Genomic DNA, 13,505 nt, shown 5'->3' with positions numbered 1-13,505 from the left:
TCTGACAGGCGTCACCTCATGAACCTTTGTCGAGCAATGGCTTCAGAAGATCCAGCGGCAACGGAAAGACGATGGTGCTCGATTGACCGCTGCTGGACATGCTGGCCAGGGTCTGCAGGTAACGCAGCTGCAGGGCCTGCGGTTGCTGGGACAGCATGCTGGCCGCGTCGCGCAGTTTTTCCGCAGCCTGCAGCTCGCCATCGGCATGGATCACCTTGGCGCGCCGCTCGCGTTCGGCCTCGGCCTGGCGGGCGATCGCCCGCACCATGGTTTCGTTGAGGTCGACATCCTTGATTTCGACGTTGGTGATCTTGATGCCCCAGGGATCGGTCGCTTCGTCCAGGATCTTCTGCAGGCTGTGATTGATCGAATCGCGCTGGGACAGAATTTCGTCCAGCTCATGCTGGCCCAGCACCGAACGTAGGCGGGTCTGCGACAGCTGGCTCGTTGCCTGAAAGAAATCGGCGACTTTCAGCACCGACTTGTCCGGCTCCATCACGCGGAAGTACACCACCGCATTGACGCGCACGGAGACGTTGTCGCGGGAAATCACATCCTGCGGCGGCACATCCATCACGGTCACGCGAAGGTCCACGCGTGTAATACGCTGCACCAGCGGCACCAGAATGAACAAACCAGGGCCTTTGGTGCCGGTGTAGCGACCCAACGTCAGCACCACGCCACGCTGGTATTCCGGCAACACCTTGATCGACGTAAACAACAGCGCAATCACGACCAGCACGATAACGCCCGTAAATCCGATCATGTGGATTCTCCTTCACCCGCGCGCGCGGCCGTCACTTGCAACAGCAAGCCTTGCCGGCTGATCACGCGCACAGGCGCACCGGCGGGAAGCGCCGCCTCGCATTGCACGCGCCAGCGTTCGCCGCCGATGCGTGCCCAAGCTTCGCCGCCGGCCATCACGGCCTGCAGCAATTCACCCGTGTCCTGCAGCATCTGCTTGTCGCCGTTGAAGGCGCGCGCACGGCGCGCGCGCATCACCAGCCGCAGCAGGAGTGCAAGCATGACGATCGCGCAGCATGCGATGCCCACGATCACACCTACGTTCACCCGGTAGCCCGGCACATCCGTGCGAAACAGCATGATCGAGCCCAGCACGAAGGCGATGACGCCGCCGACGCCCAGCACCCCCGCCGTGGGTATGAAAGCTTCCGCCAGCAACAAGGCGACACCGAGCGCCATCAAGATCAGGCCGGCATAGCTCACCGGCAACAGCTGCAGCGCGTAGAGCCCGATCAACAGGCAGATACCGCCCACGACGCCAGGAAAGAACGAGCCGGGATGAAACGCTTCCAGAATCAGTCCGTAGATGCCCGCGAGCAGTAATACGTACGCGATGGTCGGATTGGTGATGATGCCCAGGAAGCGCGCACGCCAGTTCGGAAGATAATCCCGCACCGGCACATCGCGCGTCGCCAAGGTGATAGCCTGATTGTCTGCCTGCACCACGCGACCGTCGGCCTGCGCGAGCAGCGAGTCGATATCCGGCGCGACGAAATCGATCACATGCTGCGCGGCCGCTTCGCTGGACGTCAGCGTTGCCGCGCCGCGCACGGCCTGTTCCGCCCACGTCGCGTTGCGTCCATGCATTTGCGCCAGCGAACGGATGGTCGCAATGGCGTCATTGAGTACCTTTTTGGATTCCGCATCGGGTTGAACTCCCGTGTCGGGAGCTTTCTTTTCCGATGAACGACTGGACTTGGGCAGCCCGTTATCCAATGGCGACGGCATCGGTGTACCGCCTGCGATATCGACCGGCGTCGCCGCGCCGAGATGCGTCGCGGGCGCCATCGCGGCGATCGGGCACGCATAGAGGATGTACGTGCCCGCCGACGCGGCACGCGCACCCGACGGAGCGACATAGCCCAGCACAGGTACTTTCGACGCGAGGATGTGCGCGATGATGTCGCGCATCGATTCGACCAGACCACCCGGCGTATCGAGTTGCAATACGATGGCTCTGGCACCGTCGTCATTCGCGCGCTGGATCGAGCCATCCACGTATTCGGCGGCAGCCGGCCCAACCGGACCCGTCAATTCGATGCGCGCGACAAACGGTGAGTCTGTTTGCGCCGCGGGCGCTTCGACGGTCGAACGAGTCCACGCCAGCGCCATGGCGGCGCATAACGCGGCACTGAACACCACCCATCCTCGCCGTGACATGACATGGGCCTCCCGGCCGACATGCTCACCATCCAGCCGCGCTGTGCCACGGCTGTGAATGGGATATTACGCTACGCCAGCGTCTGCTCACGACATGCGCATCCAGCGCGGCGACGGCGCTTACCACCGCCCAACCGGGTGTGCTGAACTCCGTTCATTTTCCAGCCAGCTACGGCGCCGCTATCCCGGTAATCTTTAACGCTTACCCTGGGTGGAACCCCCCTTCACATGCATTCTGAGAACACCGACGCACATACCCGTGCGTCGCTACCTGTCGCGCCTTCGCTGGACCCAACCCTTGCCGCTGCTCACATGCCACGGCAGTTCCGCCCGCTGGATCGCCGGGTGCTGTGGATCGGCTTTGTCGCCATGGTGCTGGGTGTCGCCGTCGCGATCGTCGCCAAAGTGCTGACAGCGCTGATCGGCCTTATCACCAACCTGGCGTTCTACGGCCGCTGGGACACCAGCTTCGCCAGCCCCGCCGGCAATCACCTTGGCCTGTGGGTCATCGTGATCCCTGCCATCGGCGGCATCGTCGTGGGCATCATGGCCCGCTGGGGGTCGCGCGCCATTCGCGGCCATGGCATTCCCGAAGCGATGGAACAGGTGCTGCTCAACGAGAGCCGCATTCCGCCGCGCATGACGTGGTTGAAGCCGGTTTCGTCCGCCATCGCCATCGGCACCGGCGGCCCGTTCGGTGCGGAAGGTCCGATCATCGCCACCGGCGGCGCGCTCGGTTCGCTGATCGCGCAGCTGATGCATGTGACCGCCGACGAACGCAAGACATTGCTGGCCGCAGGCGCGGCGGCAGGCATGGCGGCGGTGTTTTCGGCACCCATCTCGGCCGTGCTGCTGGCGATCGAACTGCTGTTGTTCGAACGTCGTGCGCGTTCGCTGATTCCCGTGGCCATGGCCACCACGGTCGGCACGGGCGTTCGCTACGTGCTCGAAGGCAACCAGGCGATGTTCCCCATGCCCAACATCGCCTCGCCGACGCTGCCGGCACTCGCCACCTACGTGGTGCTGGGACTGATTGTCGGTATCGCCAGCGTGGGCGTGACCAAACTTACTTATGCCATCGAAGACGCCTTCGAGAAGCTGCCGATCCATTGGATGTGGTGGCCGGCGCTGGGCGGCATCGTGGTGGGTATCGTCGGTTATTTCGCGCCGCTGACGCTGGGTGTGGGATACACCAACATCGCCGCCGTGCTGGCAGGACAGATCGGCCTCGGCGCCATGCTCGCGCTTTGCCTGCTGAAACTGCTGTCGTGGTCGGTGGCACTGGGAAGTGGCACGTCGGGCGGAACGCTGGCGCCTTTGTTCACCATCGGCGGCGCGCTGGGCGGCGTACTGGGCCTCGGACTGGCGTCAACGGCCCCGTGGCTGCAGATCGATCCGCGCATGGCCGCACTGGTTTGCATGGCCGCCATCTTTGCCGGTGCGTCGCGCGCGTTTCTTACCTCGGTAGTGTTCGCGTTCGAAACCACGCAGCAACCGCACGGCCTGCTGCCACTGCTCGGTGCCTGCGCGGCCGCGTATCTCATTTCCGGCCTGATGATGCGCAACACGATCATGACGGAGAAGATCGTGCGCCGCGGCGTGCGCGTTCCATCCGACTACGCCGCCGATTATCTCGACCAGATCTACGTGCGCGATGCTTGCAGCCGGAACGTGGTGACCTTGCGCGCCGACCAGACCGTCACGGAAGTGCGCGAGTGGCTGGCCTCCGAACAGGCGGCGGCAAAGCATCAGGGATTCCCGGTCGTCAGCGAGAAGGGAGAACTGATGGGCGTCATTACACGCCGCTGCGTCTACGACATCTCGCTAGGCCACGACACGTTGGTGGGATCGCTGATCCAGCGGCCGCCGCTGGTGGTGCGCGAAGACCACACGCTGCGCGAAGCAGCCGACCACATGGTCGAGTCCGGCGTCGGCCGCTTGATCGTCGTCAGCAAGCACATTCCGCACCGGATGGTCGGCATCGTGACGCGCGGCGACTTGCTATGCGCGCATGCCAGGAGATTGAAGGAGGCACGAGAGGCATCTCGGCACTTGGGTGGGAAAGCGGACGCCTCCTGATCCGTCCCACTCTTCTTTATTCGGAAAAACACAGGTTGTCCGTCGTCGGCGGGCAACCTGAAGTTTTTTAGACGCGGCAGAAACGCAAGAAGAACGTCACGCCAGCGCATCGTCGGCAGCGACGAATCCGCCGGTCTGCCGATGCCACAGTCGTGCATACAGGCCGCCGTGTGCAATCAGCTCCGCATGCGTTCCGGTCTCCACGACCATTCCCTTGTCCAACACGACCAGCCGGTCCATCCGTGCGATGGTCGAGAGGCGATGCGCAATCGCGATCACCGTTTTCCCTTCCATCAGCACTTCCAGGCTCTCCTGAATCGCCGCTTCCACTTCCGAATCCAGCGCGGAGGTGGCCTCGTCGAGCACGAGAATCGGCGCGTCTTTCAGCAGCACGCGCGCAATGGCGATGCGCTGGCGCTGGCCGCCTGAAAGTTTCACGCCGCGTTCGCCCACGTGCGCGTCGAGACCGCGGCGCTCTTCACCGTCAATCAGGTTGGGGATGAACTCATCCGCGCGCGCTTTGCGCACCGCTTCGAGCAACTGCGCCTCGCTGGCATCGGGGCGACCGTAAAGCAGATTGTCGCGAACGGAACGATGCAACAGGGACGTATCCTGCGTGACCACGCCGATCTGCGAACGCAAACTTTCCTGGGTGACGTGCGAGATATCCGTACCGTCGATCCGGATATGGCCGCCCTCCAGGTCGTACAGGCGCAACAGCACGTTCACAAGCGTGGATTTGCCCGCGCCGGAGGGACCGACCAGGCCGATTTTCTCACCCGGATGCACGCGCAGGTTCAAACCTGACATCACGCCACCCTGCTTGCCATAGTGGAAGTGGATGTCGTCGAAACGCACCTCGCCGGCGACCACCTCCAGCGGCATCGCACCGTCGCGATCCTGCACGGCGCGCGGCTGCGAGATGGTGGTGATGCCGTCCTGCACCGTGCCGACATTTTCGAAGATGCCGTTGACCACCCACATGATCCAGCCGGACATGTTGTTGATGCGGATGACCAGTCCCGTGGAGAGCGCGATCGCACCCACCGTGACCTTGCCCTGGCTCCACAGCCACACCGCCAGCGCGGATGTGCCGACAATCAGGAATCCGTTGAGCGTGGTGATGGTGGCATCCATCGCCGTGGTGAGGCGGGTCATGCTGCGCAGCTTTTCGGTCTGCTCGCCCATCGCCTGCGCGACGTATGCCTCCTCGCGCTGCGTGTGCGCGAAGAGTTTCAGCGTCAGCACATTGCTGTAGCCATCCACGATGCGCCCCATCAACTTGGAGCGCGCCTCGGAGGCAAGCCACGACCGTTGCCGCGTACGCGGTATGAAAAAGGACAGCGTGCCGACATAGGCGAACAGCCACACCACCAAGGGTGCCGCCAGCCAGACGTCCGCCTTGGCGAACATCACGATGGCACTGCCGGTGTAAATGGCGACGTACCAGATGGCATCCACGATCTGCACCGCCGATTCGCGCAGCGACGCACCGGTCTGCATGATGCGGTTGGCGATGCGTCCGGCGTAGTCGTTCTGGAAAAAGCCCAGGCTCTGGCGGATCACATAGCGATGGTTCTGCCAGCGGATGCGATTGGTGAGATTAGGCACGATCGACTGATTGACCAGCAGGTCGTGCACGCCGATGAACACCGGACGCAATACCAGCGCCACGAATCCCATCCAGAGCAATTCGCGCCCGTGCACCTTGAAGAAATCCTGCGCCGGCGCACCCTTGGCCATGTCGACGATGCGGCCGATGAAGCCGAACAGGGAGACCTCCACCAGCGCCACGCCAAAGCCCACCACGATCGCGGCGGCAAACACCGGCCAGACCTGGCGCAGATAGAACACGTAGAACTGCCCGACCGATTTGGGCGGCATGCTGTCGACGGGGTCCTTGAAGGCGTCGATCAGAGATTCAAACCAGCGGAAAATCATGGCGCGTCGTCCATTTGTCGAGCCACTGAGATGGGGATTGTATGGGGCAATATACAGGGTCGCCGTCGCACGACCTTCACATTTCCCTGGCCGGTATACCGCTCGCTCCAAGCCTGAATGCCAACTGCCTGCGAAAAAGCAATCATCGCAAGAATACATTGACCGTCCGGCACGTCATTCGGATCATGCCCGGCATGCACATATTCTCTCGTAAGCTTTTCGTCCTGACGTTCATCCTCAGCCCGCTCGTCGCCGGTTCGCTGCCGCTGTACGCGCAGAGCCCCGCCTCGTCGTCTTCCGCGCCGGCAAGCGCCAGTTCCACGCAAGATCCGGCGCAGGCTTTGGTGGGCCTCAACAAGCAGCTGGACGACATCAAGAGCACGCTGAGCAGCAAATCGACCAATGCGCCATTGAACGATTTGCGCAGCCAGGCCGGGACTGTGCAGCAACAGGCCGAGCAGTGGCTGGAAACGCTGACTCCGCAGATGGACAGCCTGCAGGCGCGCCTGACCGTTCTCGGCCCTGCCCCCGCGGCCGGAGCCCTGCCGGAACCGGCGAACGTCAGCCAGCAGCGCAAGCAGCTCGCGCGCGACAAGAACAAGCTCGATGGCGAGATCAAGCAGGCGCAATTGCTGAGCCAGGATGCGGCCAAGCTGACGACGCAAATCGTCGAGACGCGCAACGAGCAGTTCCAGCTGCAATTGACCACGCGCAACGGCTCGCCGCTCACCGTGGGCTTCTGGTCGAATGTCGCGCAATCCTTTCCCGACGACAGTGCCCACCTCAAACAAATCGGAAACTTGCTTGCCCAAGGCGCAAGCGATGCGTGGCAGCCGGAAAATCGCCTGACCTGGATACTGTGCCTGCTCGGCGCCCTGCTCCTGATTGTCCCCGGCCGCTGGCTGGTCGAGCGCGTGGTGCTGGCGCTGGCAAGCCGCTACATGCCCGAGGGTCATCTCCGACGCAGCGCGCTGGCCGTGATCTTCACGTTGACGGTGACGCTGTCGATCGGATTCGCCGCGTGCCTGGTGTACCTGGGCTTCAACTGGAACGACACGCTGGAAGACGATGTCGCCACCTTCGCGCAGTCGATCGTGCGCTCGGTGTTTTTCTCCGCCTTCATCGCCGGTCTTGGACGTGCCCTGCTTTCGGTCAAGCATCCCTCGTGGCGTCTCCCTGCCATGGCGAACAGCACCGCGCGCGATCTGCGTTGGTTTCCGTGGCTGCTGGGCGGTGCGTTTTTGCTGCTGGGCATTGTCGAACGGGTGAACAACCTTGCCGGTGGCAGTCTGCCTGCGACGATCTGCACGCGCGCCATGCTGGCTCTGCTGATCACCGGACTGGTCGGTGCCGCGTTGATACGCGCCAAGCGCGCGCGAAAGACGGCGGTCCATGAGGGTCACCAACCCGTCAAGCATGCCCTGTGGGTGGGCGCCTTCGCCGGCCTGGCGACCATCGCGGTCGTCGTGGCGTGGCTTTCGGTATTCATCGGCTACATCGCGTTCGGCTTCTTTATTTCATGGCAGATGCTGTGGATCGGCATGATCGTGGCATCGCTCTACATGCTGTCGCATCTGCAACACGATCTGCTGGCGGCATTGCTTTCGCCTCATTCGCGTAGCGGCCTGCGGCTGCAATCGTCCTTCGGCATCGCAGCGGGCGCGCTCGATCAGTCGGCCACCATTTTCTCCGCCGTGTTGCGCGTGCTCCTGCTGCTGGTCGCGGTGGGCACGCTGTTGCTGCCGTTCGGCAGCAGTCCGCATGATCTGTTTTCGCATATCGGCGGTGTCTTCACGGGATTGCAGGTCGGTCAGCTGACCATCAAGCCTGGCGCCGTGTTCAATGCCGTCATCGTCTTCGCCATCGGCTTGATGATCGTGCGTATCGTCAAGCGCTGGCTGGCCGAGCAACTGTTGCCCAAGACATCGCTCGATCATGGCATGCAGAATTCCATCGTCACGCTGCTCGGTTACGTGGCGGTGGTGATCGTTTTCGCGCTTGCGCTGAAAACGGCCGACGTCAGCCTGCAAAGCCTGACGTGGATCGCCAGTGCGCTGTCGGTCGGTATCGGCTTCGGTTTGCAGGCGATCGTGTCGAACTTCATTTCTGGCCTGATCCTGCTGGCCGAACAGCCGGTGAAGGTCGGCGACTGGGTGAGCATGCCCGGCGTGGAAGGCGATATTCGCCGCATCAACGTGCGCGCTACCGAGATCCAGTTGAGCGACCGCTCCACCATGATCGTGCCCAACTCGCAGTTCATCACGCAGAACCTGCGCAATGTGACGCACGGCAATGCGCTGGGTCGCGTGAAACTCAGCCTGCCCATGCCGCTCGGCACGGATGCGGCGAAAATGCGCGAAATCATGCTGGAAGCGCTGAAAGACAACACTGCGACGCTCCCGACGCCAGCACCCACCGTCACGCTGGACGACATCACCAGCAGCGCCATGACATTCACCGGCGTGGCCTACGTGCACAGTCCGCGTGAGGCGTCGGCGGTCAAGAGCGAACTGCTGTTCGATATTCTCGCGCGACTGGCCAAGGCGCAGTTGCCGTTGTCCACACCGCAAAGCATGATCGTGCGCAACCTCGGTCCGCTAGGCGAAGACAGCCCCGCCGCCCCCGGATAGCAGCCATGGGTTTCACGTGCATCGCCCCCGCAACCATGCTCCGCTGGAGTGCCGCTTAAAAAAAACTACGAGACGTTGTCATAACGGAGAGTTAGGCTCTGGACACCTTCCAGCCAGAGACCCTCGCCATGAACAAGGTCGTCAACGGCAGCACCATCATTCCCGCGATGCGCTATCGCGACGCCCACGCCGCCATCGAATGGTTATGCAAAGCCTTCGGTTTCGAGAAACAAGCCGTCTATGAAGACGACCAGGGCCGCGTGATGCACGCGCAATTGGTCTACGGCAACGGCATGGTGATGATCGGCGAGGTCAGTCCCGACGGCTTCGGCAAGCACATGGCGCAGCCGGATGAAATCCAGGGTCGCGAAACGCAATGCGCGGCCGTCACGGTCACCGATTGCAGGGCGCATTACGAGCGCGCCAAGGCCGCCGGCGCGGTGATCATCGACGAGTATGCGGAAAAGGAATATGGCGGCGCGGGCTACGGCTGCAGCGATCCGGAGGGGCACCTTTGGTGGTTCGGCAGCTTCAACCCCTGGCAATAAAAAAACGGGCCGGTAAATACCGGCCCGTTGTCGGAACGTCACATCAGCACGGAATTACGAGCACTTCTCGCCCTTGGCAGCGTGATAGCCGGCTGCCTGCGCATCTGCCGCACTCATGTACTTGCCTTGCTTGGTGGTGCCATACCACTTGCTGCCCTGGCAGTGATACGCCTTGGTCTTGGAAGAGGTATTGACCCATACCTGGCCAGGACCGCCGCCCGCTGCCGGCGTGGCCGCTGGCGCAGACTTCGACGACATACTGGACTTGCTCGACGAAGCAGCCGTTGTCGAAGCAGCAGACATGGATGCATTGCTGCTGGCACTGCTCGCATTGCTCGAGCTGGAACCCGAGGAACTGCTCGCCGACTTGTCTACGCCTTTATGCCCATGGCAGGCGCCCTTCATGGTGGTGACCGTGACGGACGTTCCGTCTTTGCACTGCACCGTCATGCTGCCAGCGGGCGAAGCGGCCTGCTGCGCATAAACACCCGGGGCAGCCATCAACGCGGCCGCCACTACTGCAATCAACCCGAACGATTTCATTGTGATTCCCTCCGACATGAAAAGCCCCCGATACAGGAAGCGCGCCGTCCTTGATGAACGGTGTTCCCGCTTACGTCGTTTCAGCCCGAAACGACAAACCCAAGCGCCATTCACCTACAGCGCCTGCGGCGGCAACTATGCCTGAAAATCTTGCTGGCAGGCATGCCCGCCAGCAAATTCCTGCGGGATCACGGCGATTGGTTCATGCCCGGTTTCAGCTTCGAATCGGGTCGGGCCACGGCGTACATGTCCCAGCTGATCTGTTTCAGCAATCCGTATGGATCGTCGCCGATCTTGTAAAGATCGAAATGCGTGCGGCCCGGAATGAACTGGAACTCCGTATGGGCATGCAGCCCGTCCAGCACGGCCTTCAACCGATGTGCGGCACCGTCCAGATAGAACGTATCGGCGGTGCCGACGTAGAGGTGGATCTTCCCATCCAGGTCCGGCTTCAAGGCCGGCCAGTTGTGTTGCAGTCGATAGGCGATGTCGTAGTGATCGCGCCAGTAAGCCACCACGGCCGGATCGACATCGCCGGTATCGCGGTCAAACATTTGCTCAGGCCGGCCATCCTTGCCGCGCGGCGAGAACACCCATTCGAACGAAGCCAGCTGTCCGCCGTAAGAGCCAAGCACGCGCTCCATCTTGGCGAACTGCTCGAAACTGCCGATGACCTTGCCCTTGTCGCGCACCAGCGGCCACGGCGTGCCGTCCGGCTTGCGATACACGTTCGCGTGCGGCGCATAGAGATCGGGACCGGTGAAGTCGTGGAAGTCGCTGGGATCGGGAGAGGTCGACCAGGTGCCGCCGAAAACGGCCGGATAGCGCGTCTGCAGCCACAGCGTGGCCCAGCCGCCTGAGGAATGGCCATTGAGGAAACGGCCCTTCGCATTGGCATCCATGTGGTAATGCGATTCCAGATATGGGATGAGCTCGGTGGTGAGCGCCTGCCCCCACGGCCCGTTATTCACGGAATCGGCAAACTCGTGCGTGCCCGTCGGACTGGATTCGTCGAGGAATACCCAGATCATCGGCGGCATCTGACCGCTGGTCATCGCGCCTTCGACATACGCCATGAAGCGCGAGAACCGATCGATGTTGCCGCCGAAACCGTGCGTGAAATACACGGTGGGATAGTGCTTGCTGGATGACGCATCGTAACCTGGCGGCAGCAACACGCGGCCGAGCATATGAACCGGACGCCCCCAGAATGCCGACAAGCTTGGGCTGACGAAATCGACCAGCTGCGATGTCTTGTGCGCCTCGTCGAAAGCGGGCAGCCACGTCTTGGGCATGATGGCGGGCGGCGTCCAGGGATCGACGCTGGGCAAGGTTTCGTCGAGCGTCAATGTGGCGATGTCGTTGCCGGGCAAGTGCACGGTCGCGACCTTGCTGACGATATCGCCGGCATCACGACCGGAATAGTTGTAGTCGTGATGCACATCCAGCACCGCCTGCACGACGTAATCGCCCGCCGGCAACTTCGACCATGCCGCGGGGAAAGCCAGCTTGTCCACATCGATATCGACGGTCTGCCCCGGCGCCAGGCGGTCGATGTTTTCCGCGGCGATGGAAGCGCCGGTAGGTTCGAACGGATTGGCATCGACCTCGGTCACCTTGCCGTCCTTCGACTGCGCCTTCGCCGTGGTGGCATCCATGGCGAACAGGATCAGTCGTCCCGATACCGGCTGGGTTTCGCCGGCCCCCAATTGCACGTGGAAAAAGCGATGCGTGGGAACACTCTGCACATCCTGGCGAGCCCAGACATACACGCCACTCAACAGACCAAGGCCAAGCAATGCACCGGACATCAGCAAACGGCGACGCATAGTTCTCTCCTGAAATATGTCTTGGAAGCCCACGTTCAACGAACCCGAAATTCAACGCCCGAACTTACTCAGCCTTGGCCGACGCTTCGGCATTCTTCAACGGCACCAGACGCAAATCCTGGAAATCGAAACTGAAATCCGTCAGCGGCGACACCGGTTCCATGCGCACTTCGCGCACATGGCCGTCGCTATCGAGCGCGAAGTTGACGAAGGCGTCGGCGTTGAGCGCGCGATCGTCCCAGCGCACGATGAAGGTGTCGTGCTGCCACGGTTCCATGGTGCCGATCAGCTGCCTGGTCTTGCTGAAGCGCAGGCGCAGCTTGCCGTTTTCGTTGGTGACGACGATGTCGCCATACCACGGGTCACGATACGTTCCTGCATAACTTGCCAGCGGCAGCGACAGTTTGCTGTCGGCATCGCGCGAAGCAAGATGCTTCTTCCAGCTTTCGTCCGCATCGCCGTGCGCGTGCTTGACGGCCTTGTCGTAGACCGCCACCCAATCGGTCTTCTTGTCGGGGTTGAGGTAAGCATCGAGCGCGCGATAGGTGACCGCGTTGAAAGCCGCGCCCGATTCCTGATTGGTCAACACGACCACGCCCAGCTTCAATCCCGGAACCAAGGTCACGCGCGACACCATGCCCGGCCAACCGCCGGTGTGCCACACCAGTTTCTGGCCGTGGTAATCGCTCAGGAACCAGCCCTCGCCGTAACCGGAGAAGTTGGGCATCAACGGCTCCAGTTCCGGAATCGGCGGCTTGTTGACCGGAATGGGCGTCAGCATCGTCCACATCTGGTTCTGGCTGTCCTGCGAAAAGAGGTGGCGTGGCTTGCCGTTCGCATCCGTCGCCGGCAATTCGCCGCCCGCGAGCTGCACGTTCATCCACTTGGCAAGGTCATGCACACTGGCGTAGATGCCGCCCGCGCCCGGATCGTTTAGCCACGCCATCGGCGGTACGGGCTTGAGATCCTTGAAATCGAACAACGCGTGACCCGTGGCGACATCCATGCCGGGTTTGAGGTAGGTCATGTCGATCAACGATTCGTCCATGCCGACCGGCTTGAAGATGTGATCGCGGATGTAATCGGCGTACGTCTGTCCGGATGCTTTTTCGATGATCAGCGTGGCCACCGCAAACAGAATGTTGTCGTACGCGTAGTGGCTGCGGAAACCGTTGGTAAGCGGCACCTTGGCCAGGCGTTCGACCACGTCCTTGGTGGTGTAGCTGGTCGGCGGCCAGTACAGCAGATCGCCCGCGCCGAGACTGAGGCCGCTGCGATGCGCCAGGAGATCGCGCACGCGCATCTCGTGCGTCACATAGGGATCGGACATCTGGAACCACGGGAGGTAATCCGTGACCCGTGCATCCATGTCCACCTTGCCCTGTTCGGCCAGCATCTGCAGCGCCGCGGCGGTGAAGGCCTTGGTGTTGGACGCGATCGCGAACAACGTATGCGCATCGACCCTGTCCGGCTTGCCCGTTTCGCGCAAACCATAGCCTTGCTCGAACACCACCTTGCCATCCTTGACGATGGCCACCGCGATGCCCGGCACGTTGAACGTCTTGCGGGTGCTGTCCACGTAGGCATCGAAGTCCTGCAGCATGGGCGGCAGGTTGGCCTGGGTATTTTGCTGCGCAGCAACCGATTTCAACTCGGGCTCTACCGCGGTCGGCCACGCGGACGCGGCCGACGCAAAAGCCAGAAGAGCGCAGCACCCGGTCAGGCGCAGGGACAACGATGACAGGGGCATG

9 protein-coding genes are annotated in these 13,505 nt (G+C 62.3%); 3 read left to right on the top strand and 6 right to left on the bottom strand.

Annotated elements, in window-relative coordinates; all coding sequences use genetic code 11:
• Window positions 1-16: 16 nt before the first annotated feature.
• Together DWU99_RS00660 and DWU99_RS00655 are read right to left on the bottom strand one after the other, a co-directional pair.
• Window positions 17-766, bottom strand: a complete 750-nt coding sequence (locus DWU99_RS00660; protein WP_115476070.1) for a slipin family protein — start codon at window positions 764-766, stop codon at window positions 17-19.
• Window positions 763-2,184, bottom strand: coding sequence for an NfeD family protein (locus DWU99_RS00655; RefSeq protein ID WP_325048453.1), 1,422 nt, complete (start codon window positions 2,182-2,184; stop codon window positions 763-765). The genes DWU99_RS00660 and DWU99_RS00655 overlap by 4 nt, the downstream gene beginning before the upstream one ends.
• 312 nt (window positions 2,185-2,496) lie before the next feature.
• Between DWU99_RS00655 and DWU99_RS00650 the strand changes: the two genes are divergently transcribed.
• A complete protein-coding gene (locus DWU99_RS00650; protein WP_115476068.1) occupies window positions 2,497-4,263 on the top strand; it encodes a chloride channel protein in 1,767 nt (588 codons plus the stop codon).
• Window positions 4,264-4,359: 96 nt separating this feature from the next.
• On the opposite strand, the gene DWU99_RS00645 is transcribed toward DWU99_RS00650, so the two are convergent.
• Window positions 4,360-6,201, bottom strand: coding sequence for an ABC transporter ATP-binding protein (locus DWU99_RS00645; RefSeq protein WP_199535705.1), 1,842 nt, complete (start codon window positions 6,199-6,201; stop codon window positions 4,360-4,362).
• A 197-nt stretch (window positions 6,202-6,398) separates the two neighbouring features.
• Here DWU99_RS00645 and DWU99_RS00640 point away from each other — a divergent pair, with 197 nt between their 5' ends.
• Together DWU99_RS00640 and DWU99_RS00635 are read left to right on the top strand one after the other, a co-directional pair.
• Window positions 6,399-8,834, top strand: coding sequence for a DUF3772 domain-containing protein (locus DWU99_RS00640; RefSeq protein WP_115477126.1), 2,436 nt, complete (start codon window positions 6,399-6,401; stop codon window positions 8,832-8,834).
• A 128-nt stretch (window positions 8,835-8,962) separates the two neighbouring features.
• Entirely contained in the window at window positions 8,963-9,382 is a 420-nt protein-coding gene (locus tag DWU99_RS00635) for a VOC family protein (protein WP_115476066.1), read from the top strand.
• Window positions 9,383-9,436: 54 nt separating this feature from the next.
• Here DWU99_RS00635 and DWU99_RS00630 read toward each other — a convergent pair whose 3' ends face one another.
• From DWU99_RS00630 to DWU99_RS00620, 3 genes are all read right to left on the bottom strand, one after another.
• A complete protein-coding gene (locus DWU99_RS00630; protein ID WP_115476065.1) occupies window positions 9,437-9,925 on the bottom strand; it encodes a hypothetical protein in 489 nt (162 codons plus the stop codon).
• Between the two features lie 188 nt (window positions 9,926-10,113).
• Complete coding sequence (locus DWU99_RS00625; protein WP_115476064.1) at window positions 10,114-11,754, bottom strand: alpha/beta hydrolase; 1,641 nt, start codon at window positions 11,752-11,754, stop codon at window positions 10,114-10,116.
• Window positions 11,755-11,818: 64 nt separating this feature from the next.
• Window positions 11,819-13,504 (bottom strand): serine hydrolase, encoded by a 1,686-nt coding sequence (locus DWU99_RS00620; RefSeq protein ID WP_115476063.1) that lies wholly within the window; start codon window positions 13,502-13,504, stop codon window positions 11,819-11,821.
• Window position 13,505: the final 1 nt, after the last annotated feature.

The organism is Dyella psychrodurans (assembly GCF_003363265.1).
Classification (GTDB): Bacteria; Pseudomonadota; Gammaproteobacteria; order Xanthomonadales; family Rhodanobacteraceae; genus Dyella_B; species Dyella_B psychrodurans.
The sequence above is the reverse complement of the archived record's forward strand: the minus strand, read 5'-3'. Positions and strand labels throughout refer to the sequence as shown.